The organism is Actinacidiphila epipremni (genome assembly GCF_012034175.1).
Taxonomy (GTDB): Bacteria; Actinomycetota; Actinomycetes; order Streptomycetales; family Streptomycetaceae; genus Actinacidiphila; species Actinacidiphila epipremni.
Window position 1 is genome coordinate 286,369 of the sequence record NZ_JAATEJ010000001.1, and the last position, 23,004, is coordinate 309,372.

General features: G+C 74.8%; 14 protein-coding genes. 7 read left to right on the forward strand and 7 right to left on the reverse strand.

Annotation, left to right across the window (positions count from 1 at the left end; all coding sequences use genetic code 11):
* Window positions 1-149: 149 nt before the first annotated feature.
* On the reverse strand, window positions 150-1,232 hold the full coding sequence (locus tag HCN08_RS01130; protein ID WP_167980890.1) for a mechanosensitive ion channel family protein: 1,083 nt from the start codon (window positions 1,230-1,232) through the stop codon (window positions 150-152).
* Between the two features lie 269 nt (window positions 1,233-1,501).
* On the opposite strand from HCN08_RS01130, the gene HCN08_RS01135 reads away from it, so the two are divergent.
* The 4 genes from HCN08_RS01135 (at window position 1,502) to pepN (HCN08_RS01150) (ending at window position 6,347) form a co-directional block, all read left to right on the forward strand.
* Window positions 1,502-2,038: an HNH endonuclease gene (locus HCN08_RS01135; RefSeq protein ID WP_073493871.1), complete on the forward strand. Its 537-nt coding sequence runs from the start codon at window positions 1,502-1,504 to the stop codon at window positions 2,036-2,038.
* A gap of 181 nt (window positions 2,039-2,219) precedes the next feature.
* On the forward strand, window positions 2,220-2,813 hold the full coding sequence (locus tag HCN08_RS01140; protein WP_167980891.1) for a TetR/AcrR family transcriptional regulator: 594 nt from the start codon (window positions 2,220-2,222) through the stop codon (window positions 2,811-2,813).
* Window positions 2,810-3,682: an alpha/beta fold hydrolase gene (locus HCN08_RS01145; RefSeq protein ID WP_167980892.1), complete on the forward strand. Its 873-nt coding sequence runs from the start codon at window positions 2,810-2,812 to the stop codon at window positions 3,680-3,682. Before HCN08_RS01140 ends, HCN08_RS01145 begins: the two co-directional genes overlap by 4 nt.
* Before the next feature lie 88 nt (window positions 3,683-3,770).
* Window positions 3,771-6,347, forward strand: a complete 2,577-nt coding sequence (gene pepN, locus HCN08_RS01150) for an aminopeptidase N (RefSeq protein ID WP_167981223.1) — start codon at window positions 3,771-3,773, stop codon at window positions 6,345-6,347.
* Between the two features lie 83 nt (window positions 6,348-6,430).
* On the opposite strand, the gene HCN08_RS01155 is transcribed toward pepN (HCN08_RS01150), so the two are convergent.
* On the reverse strand, window positions 6,431-8,125 hold the full coding sequence (locus HCN08_RS01155) for an MFS transporter (RefSeq protein WP_167980893.1): 1,695 nt from the start codon (window positions 8,123-8,125) through the stop codon (window positions 6,431-6,433).
* Window positions 8,126-8,309: 184 nt separating this feature from the next.
* On the opposite strand from HCN08_RS01155, the gene HCN08_RS01160 reads away from it, so the two are divergent.
* A complete protein-coding gene (locus tag HCN08_RS01160) occupies window positions 8,310-8,846 on the forward strand; it encodes a MarR family winged helix-turn-helix transcriptional regulator (RefSeq protein ID WP_167980894.1) in 537 nt (178 codons plus the stop codon).
* Window positions 8,847-8,959: 113 nt separating this feature from the next.
* Here the strand turns inward: HCN08_RS01160 and HCN08_RS01165 are convergent, their stop codons facing one another.
* Together HCN08_RS01165 and malQ are read right to left on the reverse strand one after the other, a co-directional pair.
* The gene (locus tag HCN08_RS01165) at window positions 8,960-9,196 is read right to left on the reverse strand and encodes a hypothetical protein (RefSeq protein WP_407648639.1); all 237 of its coding nucleotides are present in this window, start codon (window positions 9,194-9,196) and stop codon (window positions 8,960-8,962) included.
* A gap of 49 nt (window positions 9,197-9,245) precedes the next feature.
* Window positions 9,246-11,444 (reverse strand): 4-alpha-glucanotransferase, encoded by a 2,199-nt coding sequence (gene malQ / locus HCN08_RS01170; RefSeq protein ID WP_167980895.1) that lies wholly within the window; start codon window positions 11,442-11,444, stop codon window positions 9,246-9,248.
* A gap of 180 nt (window positions 11,445-11,624) precedes the next feature.
* Between malQ and HCN08_RS01175 the strand changes: the two genes are divergently transcribed.
* Both HCN08_RS01175 and HCN08_RS01180 read left to right on the forward strand, forming a co-directional pair.
* Window positions 11,625-12,482, forward strand: a complete 858-nt coding sequence (locus HCN08_RS01175; protein ID WP_167980896.1) for an ABC transporter ATP-binding protein — start codon at window positions 11,625-11,627, stop codon at window positions 12,480-12,482.
* A gap of 166 nt (window positions 12,483-12,648) precedes the next feature.
* Window positions 12,649-15,156, forward strand: a complete 2,508-nt coding sequence (locus tag HCN08_RS01180) for an FtsX-like permease family protein (RefSeq protein ID WP_167980897.1) — start codon at window positions 12,649-12,651, stop codon at window positions 15,154-15,156.
* 241 nt (window positions 15,157-15,397) lie between these two features.
* On the opposite strand, the gene HCN08_RS01185 is transcribed toward HCN08_RS01180, so the two are convergent.
* The 3 genes from HCN08_RS01185 to pepN (HCN08_RS01195) form a co-directional block, all read right to left on the reverse strand.
* Entirely contained in the window at window positions 15,398-18,757 is a 3,360-nt protein-coding gene (locus HCN08_RS01185) for a S8 family serine peptidase (protein WP_167980898.1), read from the reverse strand.
* Window positions 18,758-18,947: 190 nt separating this feature from the next.
* Window positions 18,948-19,988, reverse strand: coding sequence for a hypothetical protein (locus HCN08_RS01190; protein ID WP_167980899.1), 1,041 nt, complete (start codon window positions 19,986-19,988; stop codon window positions 18,948-18,950).
* 193 nt (window positions 19,989-20,181) lie between these two features.
* Window positions 20,182-22,809, reverse strand: coding sequence for an aminopeptidase N (gene pepN / locus HCN08_RS01195; protein ID WP_167980900.1), 2,628 nt, complete (start codon window positions 22,807-22,809; stop codon window positions 20,182-20,184).
* Between the last annotated feature and the right edge of the window lie 195 nt (window positions 22,810-23,004).

A 23,004-nucleotide genomic window follows, 5' to 3' on the forward strand; every position in this document is an offset into this window, starting at 1 on the left:
AACTCGTTATCTCGCCCTTGCACGGCAATAGGCGCAGCCGCCGCGCGGGAGGCCGCCGGCGTGCGCACAGGGCGCCGGAAAACCTGCGGCGCGGGAAATGGCGAAGCCGCCCCCGGGAGGGCGGCTTCGGTGCTCTGGCGCGGCGGCGGTCAGCCCTCGCCGGAGGTCTGCGGCGGTACGGACCCGGAGGGCTGCGCCTGTTGTGCCTGCTGCGCCTGTTGTGTCGCCGGGGCCGGCCCGTTCTCGTCCGCGCCGGGCGGCACCGGGGCGCCCTCGGCCGCCGCCGCGGCCGGGTCGCTGACCGTGGTGGCGGGGGCGCCGCCGCTCAGCGGGATCCCCCGGCGGTCGAACGCCTGCTTGATCCGCCAGCGCAGCTCGCGCGCCACCGGGGCGGCCTGCCCCGGCATCGTCTTGGCCTGCACCTGGATCACGGCGAAGTCCGAGCCGACCGACTCCAGGCCCAGCACCCGCACCGGCTCCCACAGCGCCTCGTCCCAGGGGTCCTCCTTGCCCATGATGTCCGCGGTCTCCATGATCGCGGCCCGCGCCCGGTCCAGGTCCGCGCCGACGCCCACCTGGACGTCCACCACGGCCGTCGCCCAGCCCTGGCTGAGGTTGCCGATCCGCTTGACCTCGCCGTTGCGTACGTACCAGATCTCGCCGTTGTCGCCGCGCAGCTTGGTCACCCGCAGCCCCACCTCGACGACGGTGCCGGTGGCCACGCCCGCGTCGATGACGTCGCCGACGCCGTACTGGTCCTCCAGGATCATGAAGACGCCCGACAGGAAGTCCGTCACCAGGTTGCGGGCGCCGAAGCCGATCGCGACGCCGGCGACACCCGCGCTGGCCAGCAGCGGGGCCAGGTCGATACGCAGCACGGACAGCACCGTCAGCGCGGCCGTGCCGAGGATCAGGAAGGACGCCACGCTGCGCAGGACCGAGCCGATCGCCTCGCTGCGCTGCTTGCGGCGCTCCGCGTTGACCAGCAGCCCGCCCAGCGCGGTGGCCGCCGCCGCGTCCGCGCTGCGGTTCATCCGCTCGATGAGCTTGCTGATGGTGCGCCGCACCACTGTGCGCAGTGCGAACGCGATCACCAGGATCAGCGCGATCCGCAGCCCGGCGCTCAGCCATCCGGCCCAGTTGTCGTCCACCCAGTTCCCGGCCTGAGCGGCGGAGCGGGAGACGCTGTCAAGAGGGGCGGCGGGGGGTGTCTGGGGTGTCGGGGTGGACACGGGCGGAAAACCTCCGGAGTGTGCGAAGCCTCCACAGTAACCAAGGACCGATGCCGTTCCGTTGTCCTGTCCGAGGCGCGGAAGCCGCTCCTGCGGGGGAGTAAAAGGGCAAGGGCGCCTGGCGAGCAGCAGACGAGGAGCAGTGGTGTGGTCCAAAACACTCCGGGTCCGTTACCCGGGCATGGTGGCGCGGCGCCCCGCCTTCCGGAGAGACTGAGACAGATCGTCCCGGCGCGAGCCACGCGCCGCCGGCGTTAAAGGAGGCATCCGTGCCGCATGTCCTGGTCCTGAACGCGTCGTACGAGCCGCTCGGCGTCGTACCGCTCCGCCGTGCGCTTGTCCTCGTGCTCAACAACAAGGCGGTCTGCCTTGAGGAATCCGGCGCCTATCTGCACAGCGAGACACAGGCCCTGCCCGCGCCCAGTGTCGTGAAGCTCACCAAATTCGTCCGTGTCCCTTTCCGCGGCACCGTTCCGCTGACCCGCCGGGCCCTCTTCGCCCGTGACGGCGGCCGGTGCGCCTATTGCGGGGCCGCCGCCACCAGCGTCGACCATGTCATCCCGCGCAGCCGCGGGGGCCAGCACGCCTGGGAGAATGTGGTCGCGGCGTGCAGACGCTGCAACCACGTCAAGGCCGACCGCCATGTCGCGGAGCTCGGCTGGCGGCTGCGCCATCAACCGGCCCCACCGTCCGGTCTCGCCTGGCGGATCATCGGGACCGGACACCGCGACCCGCGCTGGCTGCCATATCTGCAACCTTTCGGCGCGGACGACGCCCTGGCCCGGATCGACGGCATATCAGCCTGAGATCCGGGCCTTCGTGCGTCACGGGGTGCCCGCCCCGCGCGGGACCGGGCCACCCCGTGACGCCGCATGCCGTGCCGCGCCACCGGCGGTGACCGCGCGGGGGTGCCTCCTGCGATTGCTTCCTAGGGGCCATAGGTTCTAGCCTAGGGCCCCTAGGAATGCTCAGGAGGGGGGCGGGCGCATGGTGCGGGCCGGGTTGACGGTCGAGCGGGTCACGCTCGCGGGCGCGGAGCTGGCCGACGAGGCCGGCTTCGCACAGGTGACCATGGCGCAGGTCGCCCGGCGCCTCGGGGTGCGGGACGCCAGCCTGTACGCGCACGTACGCAACCTGGAGGATCTGCGCGGCCGGATCGCGCTGCTCGCGGCGGACGAGAAGACGCTGCTCATTGCCGAGGCGACCACCGGGCGGGCCGGCAAGGACGCGCTGGTGGCGTACGCGAACGCCTGGCGGGCGTACGCGCACGCGCACCCGGGCCGCTACACCGCGACGCAGACCCCGATCCCGATCGACCCCGCGCTGGCCGCGGCGGCGCCCGGGCCGCGGCGCGCGGTCGAGCTCAGCTACGGCATGCTGCGCGGCTACGGCCTGGCCGAGCCCGACCTCACCGACGCGGTGCGGCTGCTGCGCAGCACTTTCCACGGCTTCGTCGCCCTGGAGGCGGCGGGCTCCTTCGCCCACGCCCGGCCGCCCGAGGACACCTGGTCCCGCGCCCTCGACGCCCTGCACGTCCTCCTGGAGCACTGGCCCACGTCCCGAGCGGGAGACTCCTCATGACCACCCGGCCCACCACCGGCACCCTGCGGGCGCCCGGCGCGACGCTCCACTACGAGGTGCGGGGCCGCGGCCCGCTGCTGCTCCTCATCCCCGGCGGCACGGGCGGCGCCGCCGCCCTCGACGCCGTCGCCGGCGTGCTCGCCGCCGACTACCGCGTCGCCGCCTACGACCCGCGCGGCCTCGCCCGCAGCCCGCTGGACGCCCCCGACGCCGAGCAGACCGTCGCCGAGCACGCCACGGACGCCGCCCGGCTGATCGACCTGCTCTCCCCGGACGAGCCCGCCCGCGTCTTCGGCGCGAGCTCCGGCGCGATCGCCGCGCTGCACCTGCTCACCACCCGCCCGGAACGCGTCACCCTCGCCGTCGCCCACGAGCCCCCGCTGCTCGCCGCCCTGCCCGACGCGCAGGCCCGGCGCGCCGAGCTGGCCCGCGTGCAGCACCTCTTCCGCACCGAGGGCCTGGCACCGGCGCTGTCCGCCTTCACCGCCATGCTCCTCGGCACCCCCGGACAGCCCGCCACCCTGACCCTGCCCCCGCAGGCCGCCGCCCGCGCCGAGCAAACCCTCGCCGGCCTCCCCTACTTCCTCGGCCGCATCGTCCCGCCCTTCATGACCTACCCCCCCGACCTCCCCCACCTGCGCACCCTCACCCCCCACCTCGTCCTCGCCCACGGCACGGACTCCACCTCCGAACTCCCCCACCGCGCCACCACCCACCTCGCTGCCCTCCTCCCCACCGCCCCCACCCCCTTCCCCGGCGGCCACACCGGCTCGACCACCCACCCGGCCGCATTCGCGGAGGCGCTGCTCCGCGCTCTCGCCGCCGGGCCGCGGGACCGGCATCGGCAGGCGGTGTCGCAGCCGTCCTGACGCGCGGAGTTATCCACAGGGCTTCCGCGGGGTGAACGGGATGCGTGCGAGGATGGCTGTCTCACCTGACGAGAAGGAGTGGGCCACCGTGCCTGGTACGAACCTCACGCGCGAGGAGGCGCAGCAGCGGGCGGGGCTGCTGGCTGTGGACGGCTATGAGATCGAGCTGGATCTGAGTGGGGCCCAGGAGGGGGGCACCTTCGCGTCGCGGACGAAGGTGGTCTTCGACGTCGCGGGGGAGGGAGGCGCGAGCTTCATCGACCTGGTGGCGCCTTCCGTGCGCGAAGTGGTGCTGAACGGGACGCCGCTGGACCCGGCCGAGGTGTTCGCCGACTCCCGGATCGCGCTGGACGCCCTGCCCGCGGGGCGCAACGAGCTGGTGGTCGTCGCGGACTGCGCCTACACCAACACCGGTGAGGGCCTGCACCGCTTCGTCGACCCGGTCGACAAGCAGGCGTACCTCTACACGCAGTTCGAGGTGCCGGACTCCCGCCGCGTCTTCGCCGTCTTCGAGCAGCCCGACCTGAAGGCGACCTTCACCTTCACCGTGAAGGCCCCGCAGGGCTGGACGGTCGTGTCCAACTCCCCGACGCCCGAACCGTCCGCCGACGGCGTGTGGTCCTTCGAGCCGACACCCCGCATCTCCTCGTACATCACCGCGCTGATCGTCGGCCCCTACACCTCCGTGCACGGCAGCTGGGAGGGCAACGGCCGCAGCGTCCCGCTCGGCATCTACTGCCGCCCCTCACTCGCCGAGCACCTCGACGCCGAGGCTGTCTTCGAGGTCACCCGGCAGGGCTTCGACTGGTTCCACGAGAAGTTCGACTACGCCTACCCGTTCGCCAAGTACGACCAGCTGTTCGTGCCGGAGTTCAACGCCGGCGCGATGGAGAACGCCGGCGCGGTCACCATCCGCGACCAGTACGTCTTCCGCTCCAAGGTCACCGACGCCGCGTACGAGATGCGCGCCGAGACGATCCTGCACGAGCTGGCCCACATGTGGTTCGGCGACCTGGTCACCATGGAGTGGTGGAACGACCTGTGGCTGAACGAGTCGTTCGCCACCTACACCTCGATCGCCTGCCAGGCGCACGCCGAGGGCTCCCGCTGGCCCCACGCGTGGACGACGTTCGCCAACACCATGAAGACCTGGGCCTACCGGCAGGACCAGCTGCCGTCCACCCACCCGATCATGGCGGAGATCAACGACCTCCAGGACGTGCAGGTCAACTTCGACGGGATCACGTACGCCAAGGGCGCCTCGGTCCTCAAGCAGCTCGTGTCGTACGTCGGCATGGACGAGTTCTTCACCGGCGTCCAGGCGTACTTCAAGCGGCACGCCTGGAGCAACACCCGGCTGACCGACCTGCTCACCGCGCTGGAGGAGACCTCGGGCCGGGACCTGAAGGCCTGGTCCAAGGCATGGCTGGAGACCGCCGGCATCAATGTGCTGCGCCCGGAGATCGCCGTGGACGGCGACGGCGTCGTGACGTCCTTCGCGGTCCGCCAGGAGGCCCCCGCGCTGCCCGCCGGCGCCAAGGGCGAGCCGGTGCTGCGCCCGCACCGTATCGCCGTCGGCGCGTACGACCTGCGGGACGGCGTGCTGGTGCGCACCCAGCGCATCGAGCTGGACGTGGACGGCGAGCTGACCGAGGTGCCCGCGCTGGCCGGCGCCCGGCGGCCGGACGTGGTGCTGCTCAACGACGACGACCTGTCGTACGCCAAGATCCGGCTGGACGAGCAGTCGCTCGCGGTGGTCCGCGACCATGTCGGCGACTTCACCGAGTCGCTGCCGCGCGCCCTGATCTGGGCCTCGGCGTGGGACATGACGCGCGACGGCGAACTGGCCGCCCGCGACTACCTGGAGCTGGTGCTGCACGGCATCGGCAAGGAGACCGACATCGGCGTGGTGCAGTCCCTGCACCGCCAGGTCAAGCTCGCCCTCGACCTCTACGCCGACCCGGCGTGGCGGGAGACGGGCCTGGCCCGCTGGACCGCCGCCGCCCAGGAGCACCTGGCCGCCGCCGCGCCCGGCAGCGACCACCAGCTCGCCTGGGCCCGCGCCTTCGCCGCGACCGCCCGTACGCCCGGGCAGCTGGACGTGCTCGCGGGCCTGCTCGACGGCTCGGCGAGCTACGAGGGCCTGGCCGTCGACACCGACCTGCGCTGGGCGCTGCTGCTGCGGCTCGCCGCGACCGGCCGCGCCGACGACAAGGCGATCGAGGCCGAGCTGGCCCGGGACGCCACGTCGGCCGGCGAGCAGCACGCCGCCGCGGCCCGCGCCGCCCGGCCCGACGCCGGCGCCAAGGCCGAGGTGTGGGCGGCGGTCGTCGAGGCCGACACCCTGCCGAACGCGATGCAGGAGTCGGTGATCGGCGGCTTCGTGCAGGTCGACCAGCGTGAGCTGCTGGCGCCGTACGTGGAGAAGTACTTCGCGGCGATCAAGCGGGTGTGGGCCGAGCGCAGCAACGAGATGGGCCAGCAGATCGTGGTCGGTCTCTACCCCGCGCTCCAGGTCTCCCAGGCGACGCTGGACGCGACCGACGCATGGCTCGCGAGCGCGGACCCGGCTCCGGCGCTGCGCCGGCTGGTCGTCGAGAGCCGCTCGGGCGTGGAACGCGCCCTGAAGGCCCAGGCGGCCGACGCGGCAGCCGCGGCGAGCTGACCCCGCCTCGGCGCCCTGGGCGGGTTGCCGCCCGGGGCGCGGAGGAGGGCCCGACGGTCCGGCCCCCCCGGCGCCCGCTGCCGTCAGCGGGTGGCCGGGAGGCGGTGCGCGGTCGGCTTCACGGTGGGGCCGCGGAAGGTGCGGGGCGGCGTCGTGAGGTGGACCGCCGCGGGCGGGAGGGCGCGTTCCGTGCGGAGCAGCAGGGCCGCGGCGAGCAGGCCGGTGCCGGTGAGCAGCAGCCACGGCAGGCGCGGGTCGGCCCCGGACAGCGCGGTGAAGAGGGACGGCGCGACGATCGCCGCGAGCGACCAGGAGAGCTGGTAGGCGGCCAGGTAACGGCCGCGCAGCGCCTCGGGTGCCGCCGCGACGGCGAGCGAGCCGGCCGAGGGGCTGTGGACGAGCTCGGCGGCGGTGTAGAGGGTCACCAGGGCGAGCAGCAGGGCGCCGGTGAGCCATCCGGCGGCCGGCCGTACCGTCGCGAGCAGGGCGAGCCCGGCGAAGGACACGGCGAAGAGCGCCGCGCCGAGCGCCGCCGCCCGGGTGCGCCGGGTGCCGCCCCGCCGGGTGAGCCGAGCGATGTGCACACCGCCCACCGCGCAGAGCACGGTGTTGACGGTGAACGCCGCCCCGGTCAGCGCCTCCGGCCCGTGCAGTGGGCCGGCGATGAAGAGCGGAAAGAGCACGCCGAGCGCCGAATAGCCCAGCGCGGTGAGGAAGTTCGCCCCGGCGAGCACCAGGAACGGCCGATCCCCGGCGACCGCCCGATAGCCCGCCTTCCCGGCCGCTGCCGCGTCCGTACCACCCCCGGCGCCGGCGGGCGCCTTCCCCGCACCGGCCTGGCCGGCGCGACTGCAACCGCCGCCCGGCACCGTCGCCGGCCCGGGCCGAGCGGCGGCCGGGTGCGGTGCGACGGGGTGCCCCGTAGCCGCTGAGCCGGTGGTGCGCGCCGCCGCCTGCGGCGGGCCTGAAAGAGCGGAGGCCACCGCGCCCGCCCCGCCGACCCCCTGCGCCGCCGTGGCCGCCGCCCGCGTCCGGGCGGCACCCCCTGCCCCCGCCCGGGCGGCACCCGGCGCCTCCGCCCGCATGGCACCGTGCGCCCCGGCCTGCGCGGCGCCGGGCACCCCCGCCCCGATCTGGGCACCCGGCGTCCCCACCCCGGCCGGGCTCGGCGGCGTTGCGTGCGGGGAGGGCATTGCGTGGACTCGGCGCATCAGGGCGAAGGCCAGGGCGAAGCTTGTTGCGTTGAGCCAGGCGGCGAGGGTGAAGCCGTGGTTGCCGGTGAGGCTGAGGAGGAGGGAGGCGAGGAGTGCGCCCGCGCCGAGTCCGGCGTTGCGGAGGGCGCGGGAGGCGGCCTGGAGGCGGTCGCGGTCGGCGCCGCCGGCCACCTCGCCGATCCATGACTGCTGCACCGCCGGGAACGCCCGGTCGCCGAGCGCCGTCACGAGGGCGACCGCGGCGAAGGCGGGCAGCGCCGAGGCGAAGGGGTAGAGGGCGAAGCCCGTGCCGCGTACGGCGTAGAGGAGCAGCTGGACGCGGCGGGCGCCGTAGCGGTCGACGGCCGCGCCGGCCAGCGGCAGCCCCGCCATGCCGGCCAGCCCCACCGCGCTCAGCACCGCCCCGACGACGGCGAAGGAGTGCCCCGTCAGGTGGTGGAAGAAGAGCAGCGTGAAGGGCACGTACATGCCCGAGCCGACGGCGTCGACGGCCATCGCGCCGAGCATGGCCCGCTCACCGGGCAGACGGGCGCCCGGCCGGCCGGGCAGCGGGGACGTGGGCATGGCGGGGCTCCAGGCGATGAGGCGGAGGGGTGGCTGCGGGGCGGCGCGGCGGTCGGGCGGCAGGGCGATGAGCCGGCGAACCGGCGGTCAGCAGTTCGCTCAATTCTAATTAGCTTAGCGCTAAGCTAGTGAGCGTCAAGCAAGTTTCTTGCCGCCGAGCGACAACCGCCCGATACTGGGCCCCATGGATTCCGCCCCCGCACATGCCACGCCGCAGCCCACCGCCGAAGCGGACGCCGTCGACGCGATCAGGGAGCAGTGGGCCGTCGAGCGCCCCGACCTCGACACGCTCGCGATGGCCGTCTACGGCCGCGTCTACCGCGTCGCGCGGGTGATGGGGGACCGGATGGAGGCCGAATACCAGCGCTTCGGGATCGGCCGCGGCGAGTTCGACGTACTGGGTACGTTGCGGCGGGCAGGCGCGCCCTACACGCTGTCGCCGCGCGAGCTCTCGGCGACGCTCATGCTCACGACCGGCGGGATGACGGGACGGCTCGACAAGCTGGAGCGGGCCGGCCTGCTGGTGCGGGCCCCCGACCCCAACGACCGGCGGGGCCTGCGCGTTTCGCTCACCGAGCGGGGGGTCGAGCTCGTCGACCAGGCGCTGGCCGCGGGGCTTGCCGTCCAGCAGGACGCGCTCGCGGCGCTGGGGGAGAAGGACGCCGAGACACTGGCCGGGCTGCTGCGCCGGCTGCTCGCCGCGTCACAGGAGGCGCCGTAGCCGCGAAAGCCGTAGCCGTGAAAGGAGAAACGGCCACGGAGACGCCGAAGGAGCCGCCCCCTCGCATGGGCTCGCATGAGCAGGAGAGGGGCGGCTGCCCGGACGCCGGGAGGTCAGTCCTGCTTGCGGGACTTGTCCGTCACGATGACGAGGCCGGCGATCACCAGGAACGCCAGGATCGGGATCGCGACGTAGAGGCCCAGGGTCTGGGCCACGCTCAGACCGGAGCCCGGGTCGTCGCCGTCGTCGCGGGAGAGGGCGAACGCCGGGGACGACAGCAGCATCAGCACCGTGGTGCTGGCGGTGAGCACGCCGGCGCGCATGACCTTCTTGTTGAGCTTCTTGTCCACGCGCCCAAATGTAGTGACCGCGGCTGCGGACCGCGCGCCCGGGGGTGCCTTACGGCGCGGCGGGCGGCCGGTGCGCGGCCAGCGCCCGGCGGACCTCGTCGGCCAGGGCGTGCAGCCGGCGGGAGGCGGCAAGCTGCTCCAGGGCGAGCGGGTTGCCCTCGGGATCGGCGATGGGCAGCCGCCAGTTCGGGTACTGGTCCCACGTGCCCGGCAGGTTCTGCGGGCGGCGGTCGCCCACGCCGTCCGGCAGCCACACGCCGACCATCCGGGCCGGCGTCGCCGCGAGGAAGCGGTGCACCGCCTTGACCACGGCCTCCTCCTCGGCCGCGCCCTCCGGCAGCATGCCGAGCCGGCCGAGCAGCGCGATCCACTCGGCGACCTCCGCCGCGTCCTCGGCCTCCTCCTCTTCCAGCGGGCGGGTGAGCAGCCCCAGCCGGTGCCGCAGCCCGACGTGCTCGCCGGTGAGCCGGGCGGCGGTGCTGGGCAGGTCGTGCGTGGTCGCCGTCGCCAGGCACGCCTCACGCCACGCCCCGGGCGGCAACGGCCGCCGGTCACCGCCCACGCCCTCCGCCGAGCCGGCGCCCTCCGCGCCGGAAGCGCCCTCCGCAGACCCCCCGGCCTCCCCGCCGGACCCGCCCTCCGCCGAGCCCGTACCCTCCCCGCCGGAAGCGCCCTCGCCCGAGCCCGCGCCCCCCGCCCCCTCGTAATCCCGCTCGAACCACAGCACCGACGTCCCCAGAATCCCCCGGTCCGCGAGCTCCCGCCGTACGCCGGGCTCCACCGTCCCCAGGTCCTCGCCGATGACGACGGCGCCCGCCTCGTACGCCTCCAGGGCCAGCAGCCCGAGCAGCGCGCCGGCGTCGTAGCGGACGTACGTGCCCTCGGTCGGCGGCCGGCCCTCGGGCACCCACCACAGCCGGAACAGGCCCATGACGTGGTCGATGCGCAGCCCCCCGGCGTGCCGCAGCATGCGGGCGACGAGATCGCGGTAAGGGGCGAAGCCGGTCGCGGCGAGGGCGTCCGGGCGCCACGGGGGCAGGCCCCAGTCCTGGCCGCGGGCGTTGAAGGCGTCCGGCGGGGCGCCCGTCGACATGCCCGTGGCCAGCACGTCCTGCATCGACCAGGCGTCGGACCCGGCCGGGTGCACCCCGACCGCGAGGTCGTGCACGACGCCCACCGCCATCCCGGCGTCCCGCGCGGCCCGTTGCGCCGCCGCGAGCTGGCCGTCCGTCAGCCAGCTGAGCCAGCAGTGGAAGTCGACCCGGTCCTGGTGCTCGCTGCGGGCCCTGGCCACCGCCGGCGAGCGCGGGTCGCGCAGGCCCGCCGGCCACGACCGCCAGTCGGGGCCGTGCAGTTCCGCCAGCGTGCACCAGGTGGCGTGGTCGTCGAGCGCCTGCCCCTGCGCGGCCAGGAAGTCGGCGTACGCGGCCCGCCGGCCGGGGCTGAGCGGCACCTCGCGCAGCAGCGCGAGCGCCTGCGCCTTGAGCTCCCACACCGCGTCCCGGTCGATGAGGCTGTCCTTGAGCAGCACCGTGTCGCGCAGCGCCGCCGCCTTGGCCAGCAGCCGCGCCGCGTGCGCCCGCGCCTGCGGCGGCAGGTACGCGTACTCCGGGACCTCCTCGATCCGCAGGTAGACCGGGTCGGGGAAGCGCCGCGAGGACGGGCGGTACGGCGAGGGGTCCGTGGGGTGTCCGGGGACGGCGGCGTGCAGCGGGTTGATCTGCACGAACCCGGCGCCCAGCGCCCGGCCCGACCACGAGGCCAGCTCCGCGAGGTCACCGAGGTCGCCCATGCCCCACGAGCGGCGCGAGAGCACCGAGTAGAGCTGGGCCATGAAGCCGAACGTACGGCCCCGCGGCCCCGGCAGCCGGGCCGGCGCGATCACCAGGTCGCCGCGTGCCGACCGGCCGTCGGGCGCCGCCGCCCGCAGCCCGTACCGCCCGGGGCGCTCCGGCAGGCGGCTCAGCGGCTCGCCCGCCGCGCTCTCCACGAGGACCTCGGTGCCGGCCGGCAGCCCGGTCAGCGGCTCGCCCGCCCGCAGCACCGTGCACGGCGGCAGCAGGCGGTGCGCGGCCCGGGCCTCGTACTCGGCGAGCGCGCCGCGCACCGCGTCCGGCGTCGAGGCGTCCACGCCGAGTGCGGCGAGCACGGCCACGACCGTCTCCTGCGCGACCGCGACCTCCTGCCCGGGCGCGGGGGAGTACGTCACGTCCACACCGTGCAGCGCGGCCAGCCGTGCCCGGTCCATCGGCCCTCCGTCGTCGTGCCTGCCGTCCACCTGCCGGGTTTTCCGGCCGATCTCCTCCAGCCCTACCCCCTCCGGGGTGTGCCACACCCGTCGCGGTCGGTGACGGTGGGGTTCTCCCCACCCCGGGGAGGCGGGCGAGCGCCATGGTTCAGCGGGTCGGCGCTCCGTAGCGTCGAGGACATGGCTGCATACGGCATTGCTGCAAACGGAGACGGCGCGCCCGGCGCCCACGGAGCCCACGGGCCGCACGGACACGGCACCCCGGCGCCCGCGCCGCCCGCGGTGGAGTTGCGCTCCGTGACGCGCACGTACGGTCGCGGCGACGCCGCCGTGCACGCGCTGCGCGGCATCGACCTCGCGCTGCCGCGCGGCAGCTTCACCGCCGTCATGGGGCCGTCCGGGTCCGGCAAGAGCACGTTCCTGCAATGTGCGGCGGGCCTCGACCGGCCCAGCAAGGGGGAGGTGCTGCTGGGCGGCGAGCCGATCACCGAGCTCAGCGAGAACCGGCTCACCAAGCTGCGCCGCAGCCGTATCGGCTTCGTCTTCCAGTCCTTCAACCTGCTGCCGTCGCTGACGGTGCAGCAGAACGTGCTGCTGCCGCTGCGGCTGGCCGGCCGTCGCGCCGACCGCCGCCGCGCGCAGGCGCTGCTCGCCGAGGTGGGGCTCGACGGGCACGCGCGGCGCCGGCCCGGGCAGCTGTCCGGCGGGCAGCAGCAGCGGGTGGCGATCGCCCGGGCGCTCATCACCGACCCCGAGGTGGTCTTCGCCGACGAGCCGACCGGCGCGCTGGACACCGGCACCGCCCGGGAGATCCTGGCGCTGCTGCGCCGCGCGGTCGACTCGATGGGCGCGACGGTCGTGATGGTCACCCACGACCCGGTCGCCGCCTCGCACTCCGACCGCGTCCTTTTCCTCGCGGACGGCCTTTTCGCCGGTGAATTGCGCAGCCCTTCGCCGACCCAGGTCGCCGACCGGATGGTCGCCCTGACCTCCGCCGGCCGCCCGCGCGGCGGCGAGCCCATGGGCGCGGCGGCGTGAACGGCGCGGCATTTACCCACGACCGGCCGCCCGTACGCCCCCGGCAAGGCGCCCGCCCCGCCGCCCGTCCTGCCGCCCGCCCCCGGTCCGGCGCCCGGTCCGCCGCCCGGCGCCTTGTCCGCAACCGTGCCCGTACCCGTACCCGCCGCTTCGAAGGAGACCTCGCGTGAACGGCCTCGCCCGGGCGTCCGTCCGCTTCCGGCCCGCGTCGTTCGTCGGGACGTTCGTCGCGCTGCTGTTCGCGTCCGTCGTCGTCACCGCGTGCGGGGCGCTGCTCCAGACGGGCATCACCGCGCATGTCGCGCCCGTGCGGTACGCCCATGTGCCCGTCGTCGTCGCACCGCATCCGGACGCGAGCATCCACGTCAGGAGCGGCGGGGACGACGAGACGGAGTCGGAACCGCTCACCGACACCCCGCGGCTGCCCGCCGGGACCGCCGCGCGGGTCGCGGCGCAGCCGGGCGTGGCCGCGGCCGTCGCGGACGTGGCCTTCCCCGTCCAGGGCGCGGGCCTGCCCGCGGTGACCGGGCGGAACTGGGACGCCCGGCTCATCGACGGCGCCGCCGCCGTCCAGGGCCGCGCGCCCGGCGCCGGCGAGGTCGTCCTCGACCCCGCGACCGCGCGCGCCGCGCACACCGCCCCCGGACGGACCGTCACCCTCACCACGCCCGCCGGCTCTGCCCTTTACCGCGTCGCGGGCCTCACCGCGAGCAGCGCCGCCACCGCGTACTTCGCCGACGACGCCGCCGGCCGGCTGTCCGGCCACCCCGGCCTGGTGGACGCCGTCGCCGTGCTGCCCGAGCCCGGCGTGAGCACGCAGCAGCTCGCCGACCGGGCCCGGCACGCGGTCGGGTCGGCCGCGGTCGTCCGCACCGGGGACGGCCGCGGCGCCGCCGAGCAGCCGCAGCTCGCCGAGGCCAGGGAGATGCTGACCGCGCTCGGCGGCTCCTTCGGCGGTGTCGCCACCGCCACGGCCGTCTTCGTCGTCATGGGCACCGTCTCGCTCGCGATCGGCCAGCGGGCCCGGGAGATCGCCCTGCTGCGGGCGATCGGCGCGACCCCGCGGCAGATCCGCCGCACCGTCGCCACCGAGGCGCTGCTGGTCGCCCCGCTCGCCGGCGCGGCCGGCATCCTGCCCGGCGTCGGGCTGGCCCGCTGGTGGCTCGGCCAGCTCGTGCACAAGGGCGCGGTGCCGCACGGCGTCCGGCTGGAGGCCGGCTGGATCCCGATGGTGGTGTCGGTCGGCGCGGGCCTGCTCGCGGCGCTGACGGCGGGTCTGCTCGCCGCCCGGCGGCCGTCGAAGGCCCGGCCCAGCGCGGCGCTCGGCGAGGCCGCGGTGGAGCGGCGGCGGCCCGGCGTGATCCGTACGGTGCTCGGGGTCGCGGCGATCGCCGGCGGCATCGTGCTGTCGGTCGTCGCCGCGCACACCACGGGGGACGACGCGGCGTCCGTCGCCCTCGGCATCGTCTTCAGCTTCATGGTCGGCGTGGCGCTGCTCGGGCCCGTCGTGGCGTGGCTGGCGTCCGCGCTGCTCGGGGTGCCGCTCCGGGCGGCGGGCGGCGCGCCCGGCGAGCTGGCCGCGGCCAACACCCGCGCCAACGCGCGCCGGCTGGCGTCCGCGATCACGCCGATCGTGCTGGTCACCGCGTTCGCGGGGACGCTGCTGTGCATGCAGAGCTCGGTGGCGCACGCGTCGTCCCGGCAGGTCAGGGACGGGGTCGTCGCCGATCAGATCATCGGCTCGGCGGGGGCGGGGCTGCCCGCCGGGACCGCCGGACGCGCCGCCGCGACGCCCGGCGTGGGCTCGGCGGTGGAGGTGCTGCGCAGCGGCGCGCTCTACCGGGCGAGCGGTTCGCTCAACTCCACGAACGTGCTGGGCGTCGGCGGCGACCCCGCGGCGCTGCCCGCCGTCCTCGACCTCGACGTCCGCGCCGGCTCCCTGGCCCGCCTCACCGGCGACGGCCGCACCGTCGCACTCGACACGCTGCTCGCCGGTACGGTCAAGGCGCACGTCGGCGACCGGGTGCAGCTGTGGCTCGGCGACGGTACGACGCTGCGGCCGACGGTCGTCGCGGTCTACGGCCGCGGGCTCGGCCTCGGCTCGGTGCTGCTGCCGCGTACCGTTGTCGCCCCGCACGCGAGCAGCGCCCTCGCGACGCAGGTGCTGGTCCACGACGCCCCCGGCGCCGACCACGACGCCGTACGGCACGCGCTCGCCCGCCTCGACGTGCCCGGCCTCACGGTCACCGACCGGGCCGGCTACCGCGCCCAAGCCGACCGCGACCTCGAACTCAACGGCTGGGCCAACCGGGTCATGACCGGCGTCCTCGGCGGCTTTGCGGCGGTCGCCGCGGCGAACACCCTCGTGATGACGGTCCTCGACCGCCGCCGCGAGGTCGCCCTCCTCCGCCTGGCCGGCACCACCCGCGGCCAAGTGCTGCGCATGCTGCGGGCCGAGGCCCTCCTGGTCGCCGCGGCCGGCCTCGGCATCGGCGCGCTGATCGCCTGGATCACCCTCATCCCCATCGCCCGCGGCCTGACCGGCACGCACCCCTACGTCTCCCCCCTGACCGCCCTCGCCCTCACCACCGCCACCCTGGCCCTCACCCTGACCTCGACCTCCCTCCCCGCCCGCACCCTCCTCCACCACCCCCCAACCTCCCCGACCCCTTGAGCCCGCCGGAGGGAGGACGAGCGCTTTTCAGGGCCGGGCCACCACCCAGGGGCTGCGTGGGGGCACCCCCAGGCGAAGCTCTGGGGGAGAACGGAGCGCCCAACTGAGACGGACCGGCACTCGGCAGCGTCCCGCCGAGGGGCACCCCGGATGCCGTCGCCGGGTAAGAAAACCGCCGGGGGCGCGGCATAAGAGCCACGCCCCCGGCGTAAGAGGGCCGCCTTCCGGCGGAGGGAGATCGTCAGCCCACGGTTGACGAAATGAGCACGCTCCCCGTCCCCGCCACCGTTCCGCCCGCCGTCAGCAGAGTGACCTGGCCGAACAGGCGGCGGCCCGCCGGCGCCTGTGCCGCCGCGAGGACGGTCGCCGTGACCTGGGACGTCGCCCCGTGCGGCAGGTTCACCGGCGCGGTGGAGCCGACCGTCACCTGGCCGAGCGCGGCGGAGTAGTAGACGTCCTCGTACGAGTACGTCGTGGAGCCCGACGGCACCGAGTAGCCGTCCACCTCGAAGGTGTACGTGCCCGGCGCCGGGTTCGTCAGGCTCACGGACTCCTCCGCGTCGCCGTCCGCGGACTGCGCGACGAGCACGCCGTCACGGTAGACGTACAGGTCGAGGTCGGACTGCGGGTCGGCCGGCGAGCCGATGCTGACGTCGAGCCGCGAGACGCCCGCCCCGACGTCCAGCGTCGTCGTCTGCGTCTCGCCTTCCGCGATCGTCGGCGTACCGGTGAGCGCGGAGCCCAGCGGCCCGCCGGCCAGCGAACCGCCGCTGATCGGCGCGAAGCCGTTGCTGACCGTCCAGTTCACCGGCGTCGGCTGCCCGACCGTCGCCGTCGGCAGCGTCTGCACCGCCGGGTCGAACGCGGCGCCGAGCACGGCGACCTTCAGCTGGTACGGGTTGTCCAGCTGCGGCGAGGTCCTGCGCGCCTCGACCTCGATCTCCCACACGCCCGGCAGCGGCTGGGCGTACGAGCGCAGGTCGGGCCGGCAGGTGTTCGCCGGGTTGTCGTAGTTCGGGTAGCAGTCCGGCGTCTGCGTGGAGTCCAGCGGCACACCGTACGGGTGCATCGTGATGAAGCGGGTCTGGCTGCCTGCCTTCAGCCCGCCCATGGACACCTCAAGCGACGTCGCGCCCGCCGGCACCGTGACGAAGTACGAGCGCGTGCTGTCCCGCTCGATCGTCCCGGACCGGGTGAGCGTGTACGACGGGCCCGCGACCGGCGTGGAGACGATGACCGTCGCCGCGACCTGCGTGTCCGTGCCCGGCGTCAGCGGGTCGTCGATGTCCAGCAGCGCACTGTGCGCGCCCACCGAGCGCGGCTTCGCCGTGACCTTCACCGTCACCGGCTCGTTCAGCGGCAGCGCCACCAGCGGGCTCGCCACCGAGAAGGTCCCGTCGTTGTACGCCCACCGCAGCGTGTGCAGCAGCGCGTACGCCGGCCCGCCGGTACGCGTCACCGTCACGTTGTACGTACGCTTCTGGCCGGTCGTCAGGCCGCCCTCGCGGTCGTAGACGCCGGTGCCGGAGCCGGGCGTCGCCAGGAAGCCCGACAGCGTCGTGTCGACGGGCGCGCTGACGGTGTACGTGTCGGCGGTGCCGCCGCGCCGCAGCAGGTTCCACGCGGGCTGCACGGCGATCAGTCCCGCGCCCTGGTCGGCGGTCTGGAAGCCGGGGATGTTCTTCGCGGTGCTGATCAGCGCGGTGCGCAACTGCGCCGGGGTGACCTTCAGATGCTGCGCCTTGGCCGCGGACAGCAGCAGCGCGGCTGCGCCGGTGGCCTGCGGGGAGGCCATCGAGGTGCCCTGGAGCATCGCGTAGCCGGGCGGCAGGTCGTAGCCGGCCTCGGCGACGGGCGCGCCCTCTTCCCACGTCGGCACGGAGTTGATCGCGGCGCCGGGCGCGGTGACGACCGGCGCGAGGCCGCCGTCCTCGCGCGGGCCGCGGGCGGAGAAGGGCAGCAGCGAGTACGGCACGGTGGTTTGCGAGCCGTAGTTGGCCGCCCATGTCTCACGGGAGATGGACGCGCCGACGCTCAGCACATGGTCGGCCAGGCCCGGGTCGCTGATGGTGTTGACGCCGGGGCCGTCGTTGCCCGCGGAGATCACCAGCTGCACACCGTAGGTGTCGATGAGCTGCTTGTAGAGCAGGTCGCGCGCGCTCGCGCCGTCGTTGAGCGCGCCGAGGCCGCCGATCGACATGTTGACGACGTCCACGTGGTGGTTGACCACCAGGTCCGTCATGCCCTCGGTGAGCGCGATGTTGGTGCAGCCGCCGCTCCAGGTGCAGGCGCGCGAGGAGACAATCTTCGCGCCGGGCGCGGCGCCGTCCATCTTCCCGCCGAACAGCCCGTTGGCCGCGGTGATGCCGGCGACGTGCGTACCGTGCTCGGACTGCACGACGCCGATGTTGACGAAGTCCGCCTTCTTGCCCACCCATGTGCCGCCGTAGGGGTCCATCGGGACGTCCTTGCGGATCTCGATGGTGAAGGGGATTGACTCCGAGATCGCGGTCGCCGGGTCGTCGGTGCCGAAGTGGCCGATCTGGTAGGCGTCCTTGTACGGCTTCAGCGCCGTCTCGTCGCGGAAGTCGCCGTCGTTGTCGAGGTCGACCCGCACGGTGCCGGCGGCCTGGTCGTACAGCACGCCCCATACGTCGGTGGTGTCGCCGTCGCGGTTGAGGTCGCCCTGCATGTCGCCGCCCTTGGTGGCGGACTCGGCGAAGGTGCTGAAGTAGTAGCTGCCGGCGGGCGCGCTCCAGGTGCGGCCCGAGGCGGTGAAGGACGGGCCGGACACCGCGGTGACCATGGGGCGCCAGGTGGCGTCGCCGTCCAGGATCGGGTCGGTGGAGGTGACCCAGTCGACGATCTTGCGCTCGCCGGTCGTGGTCTTCTGCAGCGCCGGGTGGCCGACGTCCACGCCCGAGTCGAGGATGCCGATGGTGATGCCGCGCCCGTCGGCGTTGGGGTGGTCCTTGACGAAGTCCACCGCGCCGGTCTCGAACGCCGGCTGGTACGGGTTCTTCGCCGGGGTGTTCTTGCCGGGCCCGGGGTAGGTCTTGGCGGGCTTGCCCTGGTGGCGGGCCGAGGCGGTGGTGTCGGCGGCCGGCGTCGGGTCGTCGAGCTTCACCTCCTGCTTGAGGTCGATCGCGAGCACCTGGGGCAGCTTCTGGGCCGCGCCGAGGGCCGCGTCCGCCTTCGCGGTCGGCACGGTCGCCCGTACATAGCCGAGCCGGTCGTACGTCTGGCCGACGCTGGCGCCCTGCGCGTGCAGCTTGGCGCTGATCTCGGCGGTGCTGCCGGGCTTGCCCGCGACCATGAACGTGACGTTCTTGTCGCCGTCCGCCTTGGCCTTGGCCAGCAGCCCGGCGTCGGAGGAGCCGAGCTTGTCGGCGGGGGCGGTGTCCTTGGCCGGTGCGCCGGTGGCGTCGGAGCCGGCCGTGCCGGTGCCGGTCGCGGGCGCGGACGGGGCGGTCGCGGGGGAGGTCGGGGCGGGGGCCGCAGCCGCGAGCACGGGGCTCGCGGCCGTCAGCGCGGCCACCAGTCCCGCGGCCAGCGCGAGCCGGGCCGTGCGTCTGGAGCCGGGTATGTGAGCGAGTGGCATGGGCATCCCTGTTCGGGCCGTCGTGACGGTGTTCGGAAAACGCTGCCGTACGGTTCGTCACCATGCCGGGAAAACCTGCTCTTTGTGGTGCGTTGACTTCTCCTTGGTGCGCGGGTGACGTGTTTCCGCCACTCGCTTATCCGGCGAACCCGGGCAAGCTGCGCGGGCCCGGTGCCGGGGCGGGCCGCGCTCAGCGGGGGAGCACGACGATGTACGCGGCAGGCAGGTGCTCGACCGCGTCGACCAGCGCGGTGCGCACCACCGCGGCCTGCTGCTCGCCCGCCTCGCGCAGCTCGGCCGGCGTCAGGTGGATCAGCGTGATGCCCAGCGCGTCCAGCCGTTCGGGCTGCCGGGCCGTACGCGACCAGGTCGCGTCGTCCGCCACGTCCGCGGGCAGCTCGACGGCGACGGCGACCGCGTGCTCGGGCCAGTACGCGTCCACGCCACCCAGCGGCGGGCCGCCGGGCAGCCGCAGCTCCACGTTCCACACCGGGTCCGGCAGCCCGTGGTCGCGCACCATGGCGTAGAGCCGCTCCTCGGCCATGGCGCGATCGGCGCCGTGCAGCGCCCCGACGGCCGCGGCGACCTGCGGGCGCTCCAGCAGCCCGGCGTCGGCCAGCTCGCCCAGGACCGCCGCGGCGTCGCAGTGCCCGCCGCGTACCGCCTCGGTCAGCAGCCGCCGTACGGACTCGGCGTCGTCCAGGCCCGCGACGGCGTCGGCCAGGGCGCGCGGCACGGGCGCGCAGGGCACGCCCATGACGTCCTGCGGGTGCGGCAGCGCGGCCGTGGCGCGGTGGACGGTCACCTCGCCGGCGTCCCGCAGCCGCCGCTGCCGCGGCACGAGCACGTCGATGCGGGTGAGCCCGGCCAGCGGCGGCACGCACCGGAAGCGGTGCAGCGCGAGGGCGGCGAGCCCGGTGACCATGGCCTCGCGCCCGCCGCCGAGCGTGCCCTGCGCTTCCGGGCTGTGCGCCTGCGGGTCGCCCGCCCGCGGGTCGCGCCCGGCGTAGAGCAGCGCGGCCTGCAGCCGCTCCCGGCTGGTGGGCGCGCCGGAGTGCAGCAGATAGACCTGCGGCAGCAGTTGCCGCCAGGGCCCGCCGGCCCGGCACCGGCGCGCGACGACGGCGGCCGGCACGCCCTGCTCGCGCAACTGGCGCAGCGTCATGACCCGCTCGGCGGCGGGCACATGGCGGCGGGGGGCGGTGTGGGGGATGCGGGGGTTCGCGTTCATGGCCACGTCGTTCCCATGGGCCGCACCGTCACTAACCGCTGTTACACGCCCGTCGACAAAGCGGGACAACACCGGGCTAAAGGTCAGGTGTTCGGATGCCGATCAGCCCCTTTCCCCCGTGAGAGTGACGACCCCGACCCCACCAGCCAGGACGCGCCCGGCCGGCGCAAGCCCCCGGCCCGCTGCCCCGCCGTCAGAGCGCCGCGCCGCCGCGGGCCGCCTCGGCGGCGCGCGCGTCGCACTGCTGGGCCCGCAGCGCCCGCGCCAGGTCGTCGCGGCCTTCGAGCACCAGGCGGCGCAGGGCGGGCGCGGCGGCCTCGTGGGCCGCCAGCCACGCCTCGGTGGCCGCGAGGGTCCCGGCGGGGTCCTGGAGGGCCGGGAAGAGGCCGCTGACGACCGCCATCGCGATCTCGATCGAGCGGGACGCCCACACCCCCTCCAGCGCCGCGAAGTAGGCGTCCGTGAACGGCTCCAGCAGCTCGCGCTGCCCGGCCTGCACGAAGCCCGCGATGCTCGCCTCCACCAGCGCGTTGGACAGCGCGTCGGACTCCACCACGTCCGCCCACACCCGCGCCTTGACGCCCGCGTCCGGCCGCGCCGCCAGGCAGCGCACCTCGTGCCGGTGCCCGGAGGCCGTGTCGTCCCGGGCCCGCTCGGCGGCGATCTCCTCGGCGCCGGCGGCACCCCGCGCGGTCAGCGCGCCCAGCAGCGTCCAGCGCAGCTCCTGGTCCACCGTCAGGCCGTCGATGCGGGCGGTGCCCGCCAGCAGCCCGCGCAGCAGTTGCAGGTCCGCCGGGGAGGAGGCCACGGAGGCGAAGAAGCGCGCCCACGCCAACTGGTGGCCGCTGCCCGGCTCGGCCAGCCGCAGCTCCTGCACCGCGCCCTGCGCCAGCTCCGCCGCGGCCAGGTCGCGCCGCTCGGGCGCCACGTAGTGCGTGAGCGCGGTGCGCGCCTGCACGTGCAGCGACTGGAGCACCCCGATGTCGGTCTCGCGGCCGGCGAACAGCAGCACCAGGCCCAGGTAGTCGCCGGCCGGCATCAGCGCGTCCCGGGTCATGCTCCACACCGCCGACCACGCCAGCGCCCGCGCCAGCGGGTCGGACAGGTCGCCCAGATGCCCGCGCAGCGTCTCCAGCGAGGCGGCGTCGAACCGCACCTTGCAATACGTCAGGTCGTCGTCGTTGACCAGCACCAGGTCGGGCTGCGGCTGCCCGGCCAGCTCCGGCACCACGCTCACCGAGCCCGCGACATCCGCCTCGGCCCGGGCGTACCGCTCCAGCGCGCCGCCCGGCATCCGCTTGTACAGCCCCACCGCCACCCGGTGCGGGCGCAGCTGCGGGTGCGCCGGGTCGTCGGCGCCCTGGAGCACCGTCAGCTCCTCGATCGTGCCCTGCGCCGTACAGGTCAGGTGCGGCGTCAGCGAGTTGACGCCCGCGGTCTCCAGCCAGGCCCGCGACCACGCCGGCATGTCGCGGCCCGAGGTCTCGCTGAGCACCGACAGCAGGTCGGCCAGCTCGGTGCTGCCGTAGGCGTGCCGGCGGAAATAGCGCCGGGCCGCCTCGAAGAAGGCGTCCTGCCCCACATAGGCCACGAGCTGCTTGAGCACCGCCGCGCCCTTGGAGTACGTGATGCCGTCGAAGTTGAGCTTGGCGTCCTCCAGGTCGCGGATGTCGGCGACGACCGGGTGCGTGGAGGACAGCTGGTCGGCGCGGTAGGCCCACGCCTTGCGGCGGTTGGCGAAGGTGATCCAGCCCTCCTTGTACCGCGTCGCCGCGACCTGGGAGAAGGCCGCCATGAAGTCCGCGAAGGACTCCTTGAGCCACAGGTCGTCCCACCAGCGCATCGTCACCAGGTCGCCGAACCACATGTGCGCCATCTCGTGCAGCACCACGCTCGCCCGGTGCTCGTACGACGCCCGCGTCACCTTGCCGCGGAAGACGAACTCCTCCCGGAAGGTCACCAGCCCCGGGTTCTCCATCGCGCCGATGTTGTACTCCGGCACGAACGCCTGGTCGTACTTCCCCCACGGATACGGGTAGCCGAACGTCTCGTGGTAGAAGTCCAGGCCCTGCTTGGTGACGGTGAAGATCTCGTCGGCGTCGAAATGCTTGGCAAGAGAGCGCCGGCACAGCGCCCGCAGCGGAATGTCCAGCGTCGACCGGTCGTCCAGTGCCCGCGCGTAATGGTCGCGCTCCACGTGGTACGGGCCGGCGACGACCGCGGTGATGTACGTGGCAATGGGCAGCGTCGGACGGAAGCGCGTCGTCGTGCCGCCGCCGCCCGCCGCGGCGGGCTCGCCGTCCGGCTCGGCGTTGGACAGCACCGTCCAGCCCTCGGGCGCGGTCACCTGGAAGGTGAACGGCGCCTTGAGGTCGGGCTGTTCGAAGTTCGCGAAGACCCGGCGCGCGTCGGCCGGCTCGTACTGCGTGTAGAGGTAGACCTCGCCGTCCTCGGGGTCCTCGAAGCGGTGCAGGCCCTCGCCCGTGCGGCTGTACGCGCAGTGCGCGTCGACCACCAGCGTGTTGCGCTCGGCGAGGCCGTCCAGCGCGATCCTGGCCCCGTCGTAGACCGCCGCCGGGTCCAGCTCCCGGCCGTTGAGCCGCACCGAGACCACCTCGGTCGCCACCAGGTCGGCGAACGACGACCCGCCGGGCTGCGCGCACCGGAAGTCGACGACCGTGGTGGAGCGGAAGGCCCGCTCGCCGCCCTGCGGCGCGGCCCCGACCGCGGACCGCACGTCCAGCGCGACGTCGTAGCGCTCCACGGACAGGGCGGCGGCCCGCTCGCGGGCCTCCTCACGGCTGAGGTTCTCGCCGGGCACGGGCGACTCCTTCGTTTACCGGATGCGTTTCACCGGATGTGTACACCGGACGGTTTCGTTTACCGGACGGCGCCGTTCACTGACAGCGACACCCGGCATCCTTCCACGGGGAACCGACAGGACGGCGCCGACCTGCGCGTACGGCCCCGGCGGCGGTCCGGGAATGCCGCCGCGCCGGCGCCTGTTGTCCCGTCG